This window comes from Sorangium sp. So ce448 (assembly GCF_051520915.1).
GTDB classification, from domain to species: Bacteria; Myxococcota_A; Polyangia; order Polyangiales; family Polyangiaceae; genus Sorangium; species Sorangium cellulosum_B.
On sequence record NZ_CP150343.1, the window covers coordinates 9,731,877 to 9,748,724 of the forward strand.

Consider the following 16,848-nt stretch of genomic DNA (forward strand, 5'->3'; position numbering starts at 1 on the left):
CTCCCGCGCGTCCCCATCACCCCTCGTCGTCTCACCACACGCCCCGAAGAACGAGCCCGGCCTGCGTTCCCGTCGCGCTCGGGACCACGTGGACGCCTTCACGGGCCGGCGTGCCGTCGAGGAGCCATCCCTCCACAAGGAACGATGCCGCCGTCGCGATCCCGAACACGGCCCCCGCTGCCAGCGCCACGTTGCCGAGCGTGGCGAACCGACCCCGCTCGGTCGCCTCTTTGCGGATCTCCGCGCACGCCGAGGGCGCGTTCGGCCCAAAACACGTCGTCGACGTCCATCCGCGCTGGCGGAGCACCACATCCCGCTCGGCCAGGTTGCCGTCGATCACATCGGCCCGCAGCAGGAACACCGTGCCGGCCGCCAGCGCGGCCGTCGCAAGCGCCGCGCCCCCGATCCGCAGCTCCGTCAGGGGAAGCGCCCGCCGCGCCGCCGGAGGAGGCAACGGGGCCGCCGGCCGCACCGGACCGGCGCCGGCCGCCGTGAGCACGCCACGCTCCTGGGCGCTGCGCTCCGGCGCGCGAGGCAGCTTCAGGGTCAGCGAGCTGGCCTTGCCCGCCTGCCCGTCGAACGCGCCCACCGCCTCGCTGTGGCCCTCCAGCCACGCCCGCACGGTGTGCTGCCCCGGCTCCAGGAACAGCTCGTACGTCGGCGCCCGGCGACCCAGCGCTTTGCCGTCGACGAAGACCTCGGCGTCCGGTGGACTTACCCCCAGATAGAGCGTCACCACCCGGCGCTCGGCCTTCATCAATCCTTCTTCGGCGCGCTCCGCCAGCGGGCGGCGGAGCGCGCCGCGGTGTCTCAAGCTCTGCGCCAGGTGGTCTGCCGCGTCTCGATAGCTGCCCAGCGCGAGCTCGCACAGGCCGAGCTCCGCGGCGATCTCGGCGCGCTCCGCGTCGGTCGTCCACGCCGCGTCGGCCGCCATCAGCGCCGCCTCGTACGCCGCCTCGGCCTCGGCCCATCGCCTGGTATCGCGCGCCTGCCGAGCACGGCGCAGCAGATCCTCCGCGGTCGATGTCTCACGCGGCCCCGCAAGCCCATGGGGATCCTGCGCGCTCGCCACGCCCTCCAGCGCCACAACGACGCCGAGAACGACGCACGGCAAGACGGAGAGGAGCGCATGGCGCATGCCGCCCCGGAATACTCCTGTGCGCGGGCCCATGTCAACGCGCAGGGACGCGCGAGCGCCGAGCCTCCTCGTATTTCGGCCTCGTGGTCCAGTGAGCTCACGATGGTCAGAAATCGTCCGTAAGCCGCCCGATGCACGAGAATTTCAGCAATGATGATACAATGCACGACTCTGCTCCGGAGGGCCTTTGAGGACGGAACGAGCACCGCACTCACGACGGCTGCTGGACATCCGCTAGGATCCGCAGCCGGCGGAGGTGTGGCGGCGGACGCGGAAACCTCACCGAGCCGCTGGTCCTCGCCTCGGGCTCGCCCACCGTAAAGCCACTCGCAGCGCCTCTTGCGAGAACTCGATCGATTTTTTCGATTTTTTGACCGTCGGGCCGGGCTCGGATCGTCTGCTGAACCGTGGACCGACCAACGCCGACCTGCCCTGTACCCGCCCGCGTGAGATCGCTCATCAGCTACGCTGGCGTGCCCGAAAGGGACCGCGACGACGTCGCGCAAGACGCGATGGCGCGGCTCTGGGAGCGGCGGGAGCAGGCCCGTTCGGCGAGGAACCCGAGCGCGTGGTGCGACAGCGTCGTCCTGAACACGGCCCGCGATCACCGGCGAGCGTCGCGCAGGCGCGAGGAGGCGCTCACGGGCCTCGACGAGGCGGCGCTCTGCGATGAGCGAGAGAGCCCCGAGGATCACGCCATCGCTCGCCAGGAGGCGGAGCTGGTGCGGCAGTTCATCGAGGAGATCGGCGAGCGGCGCCGCGGGGTGTTCATCGCGTGCGAGCTGCTCGAGCGGCCGATCGCCGACGTCGCCCGAGAGCAGGAGATCCCGCTGGAAACGGCACGAAGTCGGCTGCGCCGGGCCTCGGAGGAGTTCGAAGAGGCGGCGGCCCGCTGGGAAGCGAGGCAACGACGCCGCGGCGCTCGCCGGCTGCGCGCCGCGCTGTTCCCGCCCTGGCTCCTGGAGCGGTGTTCCTTTCGGCGAGGTCGTCCCGCGCGCTGGATGGCGCGAGGCTTCGCCATCGCCTGCGCGGCGGCGCTCGGTGTGCTTTCCGTGGGCCCGGTGGAGCCCGTCGCGCCTCTCCGCCCCTGCATGGCCACCCTGCTCTCCAGGAGGACGAACGAGCCGGCAACCGGACAGGCCGCGCGGGCCCCCGCCGAACCGGCGCGCGCGAGCGGCGCGCTGGGCGCGGCGGAGATGGCCCCTCCGCCGCTGGATGGGGCGATGGCGGCCCCTGCCGTCCCCGCCATGCCGACAGGCTGGCCAGCGGCGCAGCGCCCGAGGACCAGCTCCCGCGAGCAGGAGCTGATCGCCCGCGCACGGACGGCCATGGCGGCCGGAGATGTCGTGTCGCTCGTCGAGGCGCGACGCCTGCTGGAGGAGCACGGGCGGCGATTCCCGCGCGGTCGCCTGGCGGCTGAACGCGAGGCGCAGCTGGCCGGGCTCAGGTGATGACGGCGCCGTAGGCATCGCTGCGCACACGGCGTGCACCTTCGTCACGGAGGCGGAGCTGGGCCACCGTGGTTCGCGGCCTTCGTCGCAGGGGATTGAGCGCCTCCTGAGAGCGCGTCGCGCGGGAAGCGACGCCCGCAGAGGAGCGATCGCGACCGCGCGCCGACGAGCGTTCGCGCGGAGCATTCACGTTTCACCTGGAGGCGAGCCATGGAGCTTCTGGCGCTGCCCCCGCGAGGGGCGATGATGCATTCCATCAGAACACACGTCCTCTCCGAGGAGTCCGCTCCTCCGGCGCGACACGACAGGACGGCTCGTTCGAGCGCATCCGGCGCGCCTCGCACCGCGCAGCGGACGGCGGCGCAGCCGGGACCTCGGAAGAACGAGGTGAAGCCTGCCGCGAGCCCGTCTCGGGCTCATGCGTTCCAATGCCTCTTTCAAGCAGAGACGATTCGGCGCGTTCGCCGGTGGCTCGCGCGGCTCCGTGTGCCCGAGCGCGATCGGCACGACCTGAGCCAGGACGTCTTCCTGGCGGCTATCATGAGCTTCGGCAACTATGACCCCGCGCGCGGCCCGATCGCGCGGTGGCTGAACGGCCTCGCGGTGAACCTGGCTGCGCGTTACCACGCGAAGGCTCCTCGGCGGAACGAGGTCATCACGGATCCCGTGGAGCTGAGCGAGGGCGGCGGGGGTGCGACTGCCATCGAGCTCCTGCTCGCAGCGGAGCGGCGGCGCCTGATGAGATCACTCCTCCGGGAGCTGCCGTTCGAGCTGCGTTCCGTGCTGGTCCAGCGCGACCTCCACGAGATCCCCATGAGAGACATCGCCGAGACGAGAGCGATGCCCCTCAGCACGGCGTACAAGCGGCGCACGAGAGCGCTCCGGGGCGCGCAGGAAGCGCTCGCGAGGCGCCTCGCTGCGGAGGAGCAGCGCACCACGAAGCCCCGGGTTCACATGCCACCGGGGGCGTGGTGAAGCAGCGAAAGAAAGAGCAGCCTCGCGAAACCGGACCCGATCACGGGCAGGTAGCCCGGCAGCCTCGCGACCGGATCCTGTCGCCGGCAAGCAGCTGGCTACAGGCACGTGTTGTCGACGACCACGCTGGTCTCCTGGAAGCGCAGGGTCCCCGGCTCCCCGTCGAGCGTGACGGTGATATCCATGTCGATGATGCACGGGATGCCGGTGTTCGGCTCAGCCTCCCACGACATCGTCCCGGTGGCCCCGGCCACGGCATACGTGCGCTCGTCGTCGCGCGGCATGCCCGGCCCCGTGCAATCGTCCATCTGATCGGTGAGCGCCACGTCCAGCACGCCCCAGAGGTCCTCCAGCTCGACCCCGGCGTAGAGCGGATCGCTGTCGGCGAACGCCGCGATCGAGATCGCCAGACACCGATCTTCTCGCAGGTCGGCGTGGTGCACGTAGACACGGTCGTGATCGGCGATCACGTAATCTGCGCTTGCGCAAACCGTGTCCCTCGACGCGTTCACCCCGGCCGCGTGCGCCATGCACTCATTGCAATAGGTGCGCTGATCGCACCCGCAGACCCCCTGACATTCGTCCGGACATTCCCCGACCCTCGGCCTCGGCGTGCATTCGCCCTGCGCCTCTGCGGCGCACGCCAGGTCGGGCGTCGCGCAGTACTCCGTCTCGCCGCAGGTCGCTCCCGCGCTCCCTCCGCAGGCGACCGGCGCTGCGCCTCCGCTTCCGCCTCCGCCGTCGCCCGTCGTACCGCCGCCAGCGCTGCTGCTCGTGCTGCCACCCGCGCCGCCCATACCGCCCGCGCCGCCCGCGCCGCCCGCGCCGATCGGGGACACGTTTTCATCATCGCTGCAGGCGGCGAGGAGCAGTCCGCACAGCACGGAGCCAAGGAGTTCACGTCTCATGAACGGACTATGCCATGACCGCTCGCCGGAGAGGAGCGGCCACGGCGCTGTCATGGCCCTGCCTATCCCCGAGGCGCCTCTCCCTCCGCGGAGGCGCCGCCGCGCCTCCGCCGGCGGAGCGCGCCGGCCAGCGCCAGCGCGATGGCCGCGAGCGGCGCTCCGAGCGAGCCGCGGGCGCCGGCCACGGTGCAGCCGCAGCCGCTGTCCGCGCCGGAGCCGCCCGCGGCGGCCCCGCCCGAGCCGCCGCCGCCCGAGCCGCCGCCGACACCGCCGCTGCTGCCAGCCGTGGCGCCGCTGCCGGCCGGATCGGTGAGGCCGCCGCCCGCGCCGGAGTCCAGGCCCGCGCCCGTCGAGCCGCCGGTCCCGCTCGCCGCTGTCGTGCTCGTGTCCTCCACGCAGGCGCCGCCGGCGCAGGTCTGCCCGCTCGGACACACCGCTCCAGCGCACGCGTCCACGCACGTGCCCGCGTCGCAGCGCTGGCCAGACGGGCACTCGACGCCGACGCACGCCGACTCTCTGCAAAGCCCGCTCGCCTCCTCACACGCGCGCCCGCTCGGGCACGGCGTGCACGGGCACTCCGGCTTGCACACGCCGCCGCCGCAGACCGTGCCCTCCTCGCACGTCACGGTGCTGCACGGGTCGACGCACACGCCGACCCGGCACACCGTCGGGGAGGGGCACTGCACTCCATCACACGGCGCGCGGCACCGCCCGCCGACGCACACCTGGCCCGCGTCGCAGGGGACCTCGGCGCAGGCGGGCTCGACGCAGAACCCCGCGGCATTACATGCCTTGTCCGAGGGGCACACGAACTCGCCCCTGCCGCACGCCTGCACGCACACGCCCCGGTCGCAGACGTGCTCCGGCGGGCAGAGGTCGCCTTCGTCGGCGGTGCCGTTGCAGTCGTTGTCGAGCCCATCGCAGGTCTCCTGCGACGACGGCACGAGCCCCTGGCAGGTGAGCCCATCCGCCGCGCACTGGGTCACCCCTGGCGCGCACACGCCGAGCAGCCCGGTGTCGCACGGCTCGCCGCCGCCGGTGCAGGTGAGGCCGCTGAAGAAGTAGACATAATCGTTGTAGTCGCCATCGTTGTTGAAGTCGCCAGGCTTCGGGCCGACGTTGCCATCCTCGAACGCGACGTAAAACGCGTTCGGCGTCACCGTCGAGGCATAGATGACGGCGGTGACCCAGGGCCCGGGCGTGGCGCAGCCCGTGCACACCTGATTCCAGCGCTGCTCGGAGTAGTGGGTCTGCGCGCCGATGAGGGCGAAGCCGATCTGCCCGCCCGCATAGGCCAGATCGCTCCGGATATCCGCGGCGGTGATGACGGTGCCGACCGAGGAGCCGGCGGGGACGATCTCGTGGATGTCGTCGATCCCCGGCGGCGCCGTGGCAGCGGGGTCGACGTTGTACCAGCCGACCCCGAGGCGAGAGCCTGTCTGCCGGAGCACCAGCTCCGCCGTGAAGCCGCAGAGCGGCGAGAACGTGGACGGCTCGGTGTTCCCATCGGCCTGGTAGTCGAGCGCCTCTCCCCGGTTGGCGAACAGGGTGTAGAGCTGGACCTCGTTGTTCATCGAGTCCCGCGGCATGACGCTGCCGTTCGGCTGCGTGACCAGCGCGCTCGCGGGGAGCGACGAGAGGCCGATAAAGAGCGCTCCCGAAAGGATCAAAGCGTACTTCATCACCTGGTGATACAGAGACGCGCGCCCCAGCGTCAACGGAAACGTTCCGTGACAGCAGACAGGCGAAATGTCGGGCGCCCGCCTACAACACCGCTCCGCTGACGCTCATGAGCGTGGAAGCCTCTGCGCTCGCGGCGGCGCGGGACGCGGGGTGAGCGCGGCCGGCCCGGGCGCTCAGGCGACGCTGCGCGCGGGCCCGGACGCGGGCGCGGCGCCGTACGTGGCGCGATAGCGCTCGTACCGCTCGAGGAGCTCGCCCGTGGTCTTGGGCATCGGCACGCGCGCGCGCGTGATGTACGAGATCACGTTCTTGCCACGGACGATCAGCTCGACGCCCTGGGCCGCCTGCTCCCGCTCGTGAGGCGAGGCGTCCGCGCCGAGCAGCGGCTGGAAGCCGGCGAGCTCCTCCGCCGACACGACGAACGACGTCCAGACCTCGAAGATGTCGTCGTCGGTGCGCAGCGTCTCGCACTTGATCTTGGCCGCGTGCGCGAACTCGCGGGCCAGGCGGTCCAGCCCGGCGAACATCGGCGAGCCTGCGAAGGTGGCGATCATCGCGTCGCGAATGCCGTCGATCGCCCTCATGCTCTGGGCGATCTTGACATACCGGCTGTTGTAGAACGCCTCGATCGGGAACGAGAACGCCTTGAAGGGCTCGCCCCAGAGCTCGTCGAGCCCCTCCTCGCCGCTGCGGTGGAGCACCATCTTCCCGAGCGTCAGCGCCTCGAGGAGGTGCTCTCCGCACTCGCGCATCAGGGCATTGTCGGGCTCGATCGTGACCCCGAGCTCCTGGATCTCGACGAGCTTGGTGAAGATATCCGTCGCTCGATTGAAGATCGCGCCCGCGAGCATGGCGCCCTTGACGCGCTTCCGCTGCGGATCGGTCTCCGACTCGAAGGCGAGCCGCGCCTCGTCCAGCCGTTTCCCTGGGACGTTGATGCCGTGCTCGACGTGGTTGAACAGGCGCCGCGTCAGCGCCTCGATGAGGCGCTTCTTCGCGAGCAGCGTGTCGGCCGGCGCCTCGTAGGCCTTGATCCAGTAACCGTAGTAGTAGACCCGCAGCTGGCCGTCGATGATCTGCTTCTTCCCGAGCGGTATCGCGCTTTCCATGGCCCGCCTCCGATCGGCTGCCAGGCGGCGCCCCTGCGCGGGAGGCGCGCGGGGGAGCATGCCCGTGCGACAGCCGAGTAGCATGGGCGCAAGGAGGCCCGCAAGACGTGAGCGACGCGATCCGGCGGAGTCCTCCGCCGGAAACCGGGACTTAACCGACAGGAAAGAGTGTGGTTCGTGAGGTCATCGCCGCGGCCGGGCGCCGGCCCGGACGCTGGGTCGACGCCGGGCCCGGGCGCGCGCGGCGCCGGGGCTCACGGGGGCGGCCGCGCCCGCGGCCCTGCGCCCGCGCCGCGCGGCTAGTGCGCGCTGCACCCCTCGAGCTCGGCCATCATGCGCCAAAAGGCCCTGGCCTTGTCCTCACAGCTATCCTGCGTCGTGTGGGTGTGCTCGTACTCGTCGAGCGTGTCGAGGTAGCGCTGCACTTGCTCCTCGGTCTGCTCGGAGATCTCCGACGACGACGACCACATCGAGTACCGGATCTCAGGGTGCGCGCTCAGGATGGCGCGCAGATCGTCGACCCCGGCCTGGCTCGCCCAGTACTGCTCGCCGTGGATGAGGTTGCTGTCCGTCATCCCGTGCCACATCGGGAAGACGCCGGTCTCGGAGGGGACGTCGCAGTACTCCGCCAAAGAATTTCCAGCCGGGGAAGACCAGCGCACGGCGGTGGAGGCGGCCCTGCGTCCGGACAAGACGGAAACGAATCGTACGGCGGGGCGAGGCGTTGCTGCTGATGGCGGACGGCGTAGCCCGCGGCCGCCGTTCCAGCTCGCAGCAGAACGGATCCGCTCGGTGGACTCGCCTCGTAACTACGGTTCTTTCGCGCAGCGGACCCCGACGTAGGGGCGGCGCGTCGTCGCGTCGTTGCTGTCGCGGGTGGATGAAAGCAGGTATTGCGCGTCATCCGAGAAGGAGCCGCCCCGCAATACCCGTTCGGCCCCCCCCTCCAAGTTAGCGCAGTCCGTGCAATCTTCGGAATAGTCCCACCTCATATCCAGAGCCCATTCTCGCACGTTCCCGGCCAGGTTGGCCTGCCCCCATCTTCCATCTCCTGTCTTCCGTGATCCGACAGGCAAGATGTCCCAAAACGTACACTTCTCTGGAGTATCCGTGAAGGTGCAGCCATACGCCGCAAAACTCGGGTCGATCGTCTCATCCGTGGGCGACGTCGACCACGGGTACGGCCGCTGCTCGTCTCCGCCCGCCGCTGCGTAGTTCCACTCCGCCTCCGTAGGCAAGCGACCCCCATCCCAGGCGCAGAACGCGAACGCAGCATACCAGCTCAGGCAGTTCATTGGCAGACTCTCGTTGTCGCCCGCCGTATCCGTCCACGTCCGGAACATCGAGTCGCACTTTACCTCGTCCTTGAGCAACGCCGCGCTCGAAGCCAGATACCCGTTCCACCTCGAATCCCACCCGCTCCCCTCGATCTTCGGGTGTTTCCCGGCTCCCGGCTCGGGGAAGCTCCCCGGGTACGCATCGACGAACGCGCGGAATCGCCCCACGGTCACCTCGAACCGGTCCAGCAGGAAGTCGCTCACCTTGGCCGGATGCTCGCTGACATTGCTCCGGTTGAAGCTCCCGCCCGATACCGCCGTCGTCGCGCAGCAGCTCTCGTTGCGCATCGGCCCGCACGTCGGTGCCAGGTCGGCGCAGCTCGGAGGTGTCACGCAGGACCCTCCGCGGCACACCGGCGCCCTGGCAGGGCACGGCGCCTCGTCTTGCCACGCTCCGCGGTCGTCGCACCGCTGCGGCGTGTTCCCCGAGCACCGCGTGTCGCTGTTCGGAGTGCACACACCGCCGGGAGCGCCGCCTGAGCCTCCGCCCGACGGTGCGCCCCCAGATCCATCTACGCCGCCCGACGTGGCAGCCCCGGCTCCATCAGAGGAGGCGTCAATCCCTCCGCTACCCCCGCCGCCCGGCGCTTGAGCGTCGGTGAAGTCATCGAGGCCGAGCAGCGCCCCGCACGATGCGCCCGTCAGCGCCGGCAACACGGCAAGCAACGCAGAACGAAGATCACGTTTCATAATCCGATTGTACACCCGATGGCGCGCATGTCGCCGCTCGGCTGGAGCCCGGGCGGGCTCAGCGAGCAAAACCCGCGCGAGCGAGCGACGCCGCTCACCGCCGGCCGCCGGCGGGCCCGGGGTCGCGGATCAGGCGCCCGAGCCGGCGCGCTGCGACCGGAAGAAGGCGCGCACGTCCTTGAGGAGGAGCTCTGGCGCCTCGAAGTGCCCGCCATGCGGCATCTCCGTCCACCGCACCAGGTTGGCCCTGCTCTCGACCCAGGCGCGCGGCGAGCGGTAGATCTCCGCCGGGAAATCGGCCACGGCGGTCGGCGCCGCGATCCCTCTCGAAGAGATACGGCGGGATGGCCTCGTTGCGGGCGGTCTCGTAATAGAGGTTCGCCGCGCTGGCGATGCTGTTCGGCGCCCAGTAGAACATCGCGTTCGTGAGCAGCAGATCCCTGGCTGAGACATCCCCTCATTTGACCTCGAAGAAATGGCTGAAGAACGCATGCTCGCGGACGATGCGGTCAAAGGCATCCACCAGGCGGCGAAGCCACTCCTCCCGCATCGTGGGGATGCAGTGGTACCAGTACAGCCCCTGGCGATAGAGCGAGTGCGTTCACTTCTTGACCGTGTTGACCTTCAGAGTTCGATCGAGCCCGGAGGCCTCGCTGGCGGCGCCGAGCAGCGTCAAGAGCGTGTGCGCCATGGCGACCAGCAGCAGGAGCCGATCGCGCCGGGCCGCATCGCGGATGTGCGTCGCCGACAGCCCCATGCCGAAGTGGAGGTCCTTGGTGTCGCGGAAGGTCTCCTCGATCGTGAACCGCCGGCCATAGAGCTTGACCACCTCCGCCGCCTTCGTGGTCGCGAGCGACGTCGCCAGGCACCATGCCTCCTTCATGCGCGCCGCCTTCACGAGCACCACGGCGCCACGCTTGTCCGTCGCTCGCGCGCCCACCAACAACTTCGGCCGGCTGTTCGACGGCACCCAGTCCTCGGCGGGACGCACCGCGCCCTCGGCCGATTCGACGAGGATGCAGCCTCGGAACCGGATGACGAAGTCCCAGCCGAACGCTTCCAAGAGCGCGTAGAGCTCCTGATAGCCGAACGCCCGGTCGGCCAGGAGCGTGATGTTCACGTTCTCGGGCAGCCAGGTGTGCAGCCGCTCGACCATCTCCAGTTCATGTCCGGTGCGCCGATCCTTCAGCGTCGATTTCTTCACCGTCTTCCAAGCCAGCGGCATCGCCCGACCGTGGGTCGTCACCATGTAGGCGCAGAGCGTCGTGTGGTCGTCTTTGTCGAAGTCGGTCCAGTCGAGGGCGATGAGAATCGACGCGTTCTCTCCCACGACGAACCGGACCCAGCGCGCCAGCACGATGTCGAGCGACAGGGCGTCGTTGCCCAACATGCGGTCGACCTGCTTGACGCCGCTCTTGGCGGTGATCTTCGCCACGTTCGCGTAGGCCTGCCCGATGGCGTGGATCGACAGGACGGCGGCGTTCAGGACCCCGGCGACGCCGTTTGCCAGCGACAGCTAGCGCAAGGCGTGCAAGTCAGCGCCGAAAACGCGGTCCACGAACTCCCGGGTGTGCTCCAGACCGAGCTTGTCTCGGTCGGGCCTCTGGGTCGAAAGCGAATCGGCAACGGTCACGGATGGCATCATGCCGCATCAACCATCCGCCGGGCGATGGATTCCGGCTCCGTGACGAACGAGGGGATCCCTCAGTTCGAGGCCCTCTCGCCGCTCGGCAAGCTCAAGTCGCTCGTCCACGGCCGGAAGACCGCGTTCACGCCGAACGCGGCCCAGTGCCAGGCGTGCGGCCTCTGCGTCGTCGCCTGTCCCGAGGAGGCCATTCAGCTCGTGGCGGCGCAGGACGCGGGGTGAGCGGGCCGGTCCGGGCGCTCAGGCGACGCTGCGCGTGGGCCCGGACGCGGGCGCGGCGCCGTAGGTGACGCGATAACGCTCATACCGCTCGAGGAGCTCGCCCGTGGTCTTGGGCATCGGCACGCGCGCGCGCGTGATGTACGAGATCACGTTCTTGCCACGGACGATCAGCTCGACTCCCTGGGCCGCCTGCTCCCGCTCGTGAGGCGAGGCGTCCGCGCCGAGCAGCGGCTGGAAGCCGGCGAGCTTCTCCGCCGGCACGACGAACGACGTCCAGACCTCGAAGATGTCGTCGTCGGTGCGCAGCGTCTCGCACTTGATCTTGGCCGCGTGCGCGAACTCGCGGGCCAGGCGGTCCAGCCCGGCGAACATCGGCGAGCCCGCGAAGGTGGCGATCATCGCGTCGCGAATGCCGTCGATCGCCCTCATGCTCTGGGCGATCTTGACATACCGGCTGTTGTAGAACGCCTCGATCGGGAACGAGAACGCCTTGAAGGGCTCGCCCCAGAGCTCGTCGAGCCCCTCCTCGCCGCTGCGGTGGAGCACCATCTTCCCGAGCGTCAGCGCCTCGAGGAGGTGCTCTCCGCACTCGCGCATCAGGGCGTTGTCGGGCTCGATGGTGACGCCGAGCTCCTGGATCTCGACGAGCTTGGTGAAGATATCCGTCGCTCGATTGAAGATCGCGCCCGCGAGCATGGCGGCCTTGACGCGCTTCCGCTGCGGATCGGTCTCCGACTCGAAGGCGAGCCGCGCCTCGTCCAGCCGCTTCCCTGGGACGTTGATGCCGTGCTCGACGTGGTTGAACAGGCGCCGCGTCAGCGCCTCGATGAGGCGCTTCTTCGCGAGCAGCGTGTCGGCCGGCGCCTCGTAGGCCTTGATCCAGTAACCGTAGTAGTAGACCCGCAGCTGGCCGTCGATGATCTGCTTCTTCCCGAGCGGTATCGCGCTTTCCATGGCCCGCCTCCGATCGGCTGCCAGGCGGCGCCCCTGCGCGGGAGGCGCGCGGGGGAGCATGCCCGTGCGACAGCCGAGTAGCATGGGCGCAAGGCGGCCCACAAGACGTGAGCGACGCGATCCGGCGGAGTCCTCCGCCGGAAACCGGGACTTAACCGACAGGAAAGACAGCGGCTCGTGGGGCCGCGCGCCGGCCGGCGCGGCGCGCCGCGGCCGAGCGCCAGCCCGCGCGCCCGCCGGCCTCGGGGGCTACTGCGCGCACCCCTCGAGCTCGGCCATCATGCGCCAGAAGGCCATGGCCTTGTTCTCGCAGCCGGCCTGGGTCGTGTGGGTGTGCTCGTATTCCGCGTTGCCGGACGTCTCCACGTCGTAACGCGGGTGCTGCATCGGGATCTCGACGCCGTCCACCGTGGTGGTGTGCCGCTCGCCGTCCGCGTGGACGTCGAGGTCCTCGAAGTCATAGAGGATCTTCCCATGATCCCGGCAGAAACCGCGGATCTGCTGGTTGCGCTCCGCGCGGTTCACGCGGTTGTGCTCCTCGTCGCCGGGCCCCGTCATGTAGATGAAGGTCACCTCCGGGAACTCCTGCCCGAGCGCGTCGAGCACGTCGAGGTACCGCTGCACGTCCTCCTCGGTCTGCTCGGAGATCTCCGACGACCACGCCCACATCGAGTACCGGATCTCCGGGTGTCCTCCGAGGATGGCGCGCACGCCGTTGATCCCGGCCTCGGTCGCCCAGTACTGCTCGCCCGGGATGAGGTCGGTGTCGATCATCCCGTCCCACATCAGGAAGGCGCCTTCCTGCTGGGGGACGGCGCAATACTCCTTCTCGAAGGCGTAGGTAGGGGTCTTCGCCTCGATGCTCTCGGCGCCGGCGATGATCTGGAAGCCGTGTGAGCGGTGGGCGTAGTGGAAGACGAAGTCCCCCGACTTGAGCGCCTCGACGCAGCTCGCCGGGATACCATCCAGGCTCGCGTGGCGGTGGTCGAAGGTCCGCGCGTTCGCGGGATCGGGATTGGGATCGCCGCCGGACGCCGTCGTCACCCCGCCGCTCGAAGCCGACGTCGACGTCGACGCGCCGCCCGACCCGCTGGTCGCCCCGCCGCCCGACCCGCTGGTTGCCCCGCCGCCGCCCGACCCGCTCGTCGCCCCGCCGCCCGACCCGCTCGTCGCCCCGCCGCCCGTTCCAGTCTGGTCTGCCGGGCTGTCGTCTTCTCCACAGGCCAGCGCGCCGAGAGCGAGGGAGAGACCAGCTGCGATGATAGTTGAATTGCGAAATAATTTGTTCATTGCAGTGTGGATTCTAGACGGAGGCAAGGGGATCGCAATAGCTCTCGCTGGCGGTCTCGTGCTGCCGCGCGGGGGTTCGGAGGTCGGGGCGTCGTGGTCTTCTCTCGCGGCGCCGGCGCCGGCGCGGGCTCCGGCGGACCGCCGCGGAGGCCCGGCGTGCTGCGCCGCGCAAGCAGGGCCCCCGGTGCTCCGCACACGAACGCGCGCCGACCGCGCACGAACGCGTACGAACGCGCGCCGACGTTGCGTGCGCAGCGTCGGCGTGCGCAGCGTCCGCGCTCACCGTCGTCCCGAGCGCATCCCCCTCGCCGAACACCGCCGCTGTCAGGAACGTCACGTACCGGCGGCGCTCTCGACGCCCCCGTCGGACCCGGACCTGCCACGGCGATCCGGGGAGCCATCTCGTGGCCGTATCGAGCCCGAGGCGCCCGGAACGTGGCGCACAGAAGCATAATCCATCTGACATCTCCCGCCTCGTCGTGGCCGGCGCCTTTCCTATCCTGTACGCTCCCCTCACCTCCCTCGGCTATCAGGAGGAAGCCATCACCATGCAGTTCGCTCCGGATTCCGTCGTAGGTGGGAAGTATCGTCTCGAACGACCTCTCTCGCACGGCGGGATGGGCTCGGTGTGGGTGGCACGACACGTCAACTTGGGCTCTCTCGTCGCCGTCAAGTTCATGGACCCGACGTATGCTGCGTCGTCGACGTTCCTCGCCCGCTTCGAGCGTGAAGCCAGGATCGCCGCGAGCCTCCAGAGCCCACACGTCGTCTACGTTCAGGACTTTGGCGTCGACGACGACACTCCGTACCTCGTGATGGAGCTGCTTCAGGGCGAGGACCTGGGCACGCGCCTCTTGCGCGTCGGCCGGCTCTCTCTCGTGGACGCCACCCTGATCCTCGTTCAGGCGGGCAAGGCCATCCGTCGCGCGCACGAGGCCGGCCTTGTCCACCGCGATCTCAAGCCTGCCAACCTGTTCCTCGTACGCGTTGAGGGTGAGCAGGACGAGGTCGTCAAGATCCTCGACTTCGGCATCGTCAAGGAGACCGGCGCGGCGCTGACGGAAGAGGTGACCCGCACCGGGGAGCTGCTCGGCTCGCCCCACTACATGAGCCCGGAGCAGGTCCGGGGCGAAAAGGACATCGACCAGCGCAGCGATCTCTGGTCGCTCGGGGTCATCCTCTTCTATGGCGTCACCGGCGAGCTGCCCTTTCAGGGGGCCCAGCTCGGCGCTGTGATTGCCAACATCCTGGTCGGTCCGGTGCCCAGCGCGTCCCTGATCGCGCCCGACCTGCCGCCGGAGATCGATGCCTTCTTCGCGCGGGCGCTGGCCCGCGAGCGGGCGGAGCGCTTCCAGTCGGTCGGAGAGATGATGGGTGAGCTCCGCCGTGTCGCGGGCATGGCGTCTCCATCGATTCCCGATCTGCAATGCCCGTGCTCCGGCGTGCCGAGCACCGCTCGACCGAGGCTCAGCGGGACGATAGCGCTCGACGCCAGGGTCGACGAGCCAGCGTCCGCGGCCCGGCCGGCGAGCCCCGGCACCCTGACCAGCGCCGGATCGACGGCGCAGGAGGCCGGACAGCAGCGGCCGCAGCGCGCGATGCTGGTGCTCCGTATCACGATGACGATGCTGCTCGGCGCCGGCGTCACCATCGCGCTCGGTCGGGGCGGAGCGAGCGGCGGGGGCGATGCGAAGGTCGCCTCGACCGGCGCGCCGGCGTCGGAGGAGGTCGCCGCCAGCACGCCAGCAGAGGTCAAGCCCTCCCCGGAGCCGCTGGAGAGCGTGACGCCCGCGGCGCCCGTCGCAGAGGCGACGGGCTCGGCAGCGGACGCCGCCGGCGAGACCGCGGCGCCACCGGCGCCCTCGACGTCCACCACGGCAGCACGGCCGCCGTCGATCGCCACGCCCAGGACACCACACACGGGTGTCCCCGCTCCGTCGAGGAGGCCGACGACCGCGCCGGGGCCCGACCGAGCACCCATTCCGGAGGTGCCCTTCTAGCGCGAAGACCCCTTGTTGGCATTTTTAGAAGAGCAGGCGTTTCGCTGCCGGCGACGGAGCGTCAACAGCGCGAGGCCCATGGCGACGACCGCTGCGTACGAGCTCTTCGACTTGGCATCGCCGGCGACGACGGCGCACCCGCCCGTTTCACCCGATTCACCTGCAGACTCCGAGCCTGCGCCGCTGGTGGCGCTGTCCGCAGCGCCGCTCGTGCCGCTCGTGCCGCTCGTGCCGCTCGGGTCGCTGCCGCCCGTCGTGGTGACCTCGCCGCCGCCAGCGGGCTGCCCGCCGGAGCCGACGGTCACGCCCTCGCCCGCGCTTCCGCCGTCCCCCGAGGCGCCGCCGCTCCCCGCGGCAGGCCCCGCGCCGCCGACGTTCTGATCACCCCCGGAGCCGTCGCCCGAGCCACCCGTGCCGCCGCTGCCGGCAGCCTCGGAACAGTCGGTCTCCGGATCGGCGCCACCGGCCTTGTCGAGCCCGAAGAAGGCGAGGATGGCATCGGCCTCGTACGCCATGGAGTGCGCGCCGTTTCTTCCTGACCATGCCTCGAACACCGTCTGGCCACACTCGTTCTTCCAGAACTGGCGATCGTAGGTGGTCCCGCCCGACGTGATCATGTCGGTCGAGGTCGGGGTCTCGCTCAGCTCGAGGACGTTCGTCCATTCCTTGATCGCCTCGGCCTGGTTCTTGTAGTTGATCGTCGCGTCCGCCGTGCCGTGGAAGATCTGGAGGCGCGGGCGATGCCCCGTATACCCAGGAAACATCCCGCGAACCTGGTCTCCCCATTGCTGCGCCGACTTGCTCGTCCTGCCCCCCGCGCAGTTGTTGCTCCATTGCTGGCCCCCGTCGAAGCCGTCCGCCCAGCACCCGGCCGCCACCCCCGCCCTCGCCGCGCCGGCCCGGAAGATGTCCGGGTACACCGCCAGCATGGCCTGCGTCATCATCGCTCCGGACGAGCCGCCCATCACGTAGACGCGCTTCGGGTCGCCTTTGTACTTCTCGAGCGTGTACTTCACCATCTGAGCGACGGCCTGCGTGTCGCCGCCGCCGTCGTGGGTCAGCGATTTCGTCGTGCCCACGTCCCAGCAGTTCCGGCCGGTGGCCTCCGGAAGGATGATGATGAAGCCGTTCTTGTCGGCGCCCGCTTTGACACCGGAGATGCTGTTGAAGAACGAGCTCACCGGCGTGCTGCACGAGTGGCAGCCCACCACGATGGGCGGATTCTCGGCCAGCTTGTCCGGCACGTAGATGTTCATGTTGACGTAGCTCGGGACGCCGCTCGCTCCCCACGTCGCCCGGCTCACCGCCTGCACCGACGCCGCGTACACCGGCATGGCCGCGAACAGCCCCAAAGAGAACGACGCGACCACGAAAACGCGATTCTGAAATCGACGCATGTTCGATTACCTCTAAAGCTGAAGTCGCCGACGACGGCGCGCGATTGGC

General features: G+C 69.9%; 14 protein-coding genes and 1 pseudogene. 4 read left to right on the top strand and 11 right to left on the bottom strand.

Annotated features, from left to right (window positions below; translation table 11 throughout):
* Positions 1 to 31: 31 nt before the first annotated feature.
* A complete protein-coding gene (locus WMF45_RS36800; RefSeq protein WP_437710373.1) occupies positions 32 to 1,138 on the bottom strand; it encodes a PEGA domain-containing protein in 1,107 nt (368 codons plus the stop codon).
* A gap of 446 nt (positions 1,139 to 1,584) precedes the next feature.
* Here WMF45_RS36800 and WMF45_RS36805 point away from each other — a divergent pair, with 446 nt between their 5' ends.
* Positions 1,585 to 2,589, top strand: coding sequence for an RNA polymerase sigma factor (locus WMF45_RS36805; RefSeq protein ID WP_437710375.1), 1,005 nt, complete (start codon positions 1,585 to 1,587; stop codon positions 2,587 to 2,589).
* Positions 2,590 to 2,835: 246 nt separating this feature from the next.
* Complete coding sequence (locus tag WMF45_RS36810; RefSeq protein WP_437719616.1) at positions 2,836 to 3,564, top strand: RNA polymerase sigma factor; 729 nt, start codon at positions 2,836 to 2,838, stop codon at positions 3,562 to 3,564.
* Between the two features lie 98 nt (positions 3,565 to 3,662).
* Here WMF45_RS36810 and WMF45_RS36815 read toward each other — a convergent pair whose 3' ends face one another.
* From WMF45_RS36815 to WMF45_RS36845, 7 genes and pseudogenes are all read right to left on the bottom strand, one after another.
* The gene (locus tag WMF45_RS36815) at positions 3,663 to 4,472 is read right to left on the bottom strand and encodes a hypothetical protein (RefSeq protein ID WP_437710377.1); all 810 of its coding nucleotides are present in this window, start codon (positions 4,470 to 4,472) and stop codon (positions 3,663 to 3,665) included.
* 62 nt (positions 4,473 to 4,534) lie between these two features.
* A complete protein-coding gene (locus WMF45_RS36820; protein ID WP_437710379.1) occupies positions 4,535 to 6,154 on the bottom strand; it encodes a hypothetical protein in 1,620 nt (539 codons plus the stop codon).
* 174 nt (positions 6,155 to 6,328) lie between these two features.
* The gene (locus tag WMF45_RS36825) at positions 6,329 to 7,264 is read right to left on the bottom strand and encodes a hypothetical protein (RefSeq protein ID WP_437710381.1); all 936 of its coding nucleotides are present in this window, start codon (positions 7,262 to 7,264) and stop codon (positions 6,329 to 6,331) included.
* Between the two features lie 299 nt (positions 7,265 to 7,563).
* The gene (locus WMF45_RS36830) at positions 7,564 to 7,896 is read right to left on the bottom strand and encodes a hypothetical protein (RefSeq protein ID WP_437710383.1); all 333 of its coding nucleotides are present in this window, start codon (positions 7,894 to 7,896) and stop codon (positions 7,564 to 7,566) included.
* A 177-nt stretch (positions 7,897 to 8,073) separates the two neighbouring features.
* Positions 8,074 to 8,889 (bottom strand): formylglycine-generating enzyme family protein, encoded by an 816-nt coding sequence (locus WMF45_RS36835; RefSeq protein WP_437710384.1) that lies wholly within the window; start codon positions 8,887 to 8,889, stop codon positions 8,074 to 8,076.
* A gap of 531 nt (positions 8,890 to 9,420) precedes the next feature.
* Positions 9,421 to 9,594: a hypothetical protein gene (locus WMF45_RS36840; protein ID WP_437710386.1), complete on the bottom strand. Its 174-nt coding sequence runs from the start codon at positions 9,592 to 9,594 to the stop codon at positions 9,421 to 9,423.
* A 154-nt stretch (positions 9,595 to 9,748) separates the two neighbouring features.
* Positions 9,749 to 10,933 (bottom strand): annotated as a pseudogene (locus WMF45_RS36845) (IS4 family transposase).
* A 27-nt stretch (positions 10,934 to 10,960) separates the two neighbouring features.
* Between WMF45_RS36845 and WMF45_RS36850 the strand changes: the two are divergent.
* Entirely contained in the window at positions 10,961 to 11,158 is a 198-nt protein-coding gene (locus WMF45_RS36850; RefSeq protein WP_437710388.1) for a 4Fe-4S binding protein, read from the top strand.
* Between the two features lie 18 nt (positions 11,159 to 11,176).
* Here WMF45_RS36850 and WMF45_RS36855 read toward each other — a convergent pair whose 3' ends face one another.
* Together WMF45_RS36855 and WMF45_RS36860 are read right to left on the bottom strand one after the other, a co-directional pair.
* Positions 11,177 to 12,112: a hypothetical protein gene (locus WMF45_RS36855; RefSeq protein WP_437710389.1), complete on the bottom strand. Its 936-nt coding sequence runs from the start codon at positions 12,110 to 12,112 to the stop codon at positions 11,177 to 11,179.
* 249 nt (positions 12,113 to 12,361) lie between these two features.
* Positions 12,362 to 13,402, bottom strand: a complete 1,041-nt coding sequence (locus tag WMF45_RS36860; RefSeq protein WP_437710391.1) for a hypothetical protein — start codon at positions 13,400 to 13,402, stop codon at positions 12,362 to 12,364.
* Positions 13,403 to 13,950: 548 nt separating this feature from the next.
* On the opposite strand from WMF45_RS36860, the gene WMF45_RS36865 reads away from it, so the two are divergent.
* The gene (locus WMF45_RS36865; protein ID WP_437710393.1) at positions 13,951 to 15,402 is read left to right on the top strand and encodes a protein kinase domain-containing protein; all 1,452 of its coding nucleotides are present in this window, start codon (positions 13,951 to 13,953) and stop codon (positions 15,400 to 15,402) included.
* On the opposite strand, the gene WMF45_RS36870 is transcribed toward WMF45_RS36865, so the two are convergent.
* Entirely contained in the window at positions 15,399 to 16,799 is a 1,401-nt protein-coding gene (locus WMF45_RS36870; RefSeq protein WP_437710395.1) for an extracellular catalytic domain type 1 short-chain-length polyhydroxyalkanoate depolymerase, read from the bottom strand. The genes WMF45_RS36865 and WMF45_RS36870 overlap by 4 nt on opposite strands.
* Positions 16,800 to 16,848 lie beyond the last annotated feature (49 nt).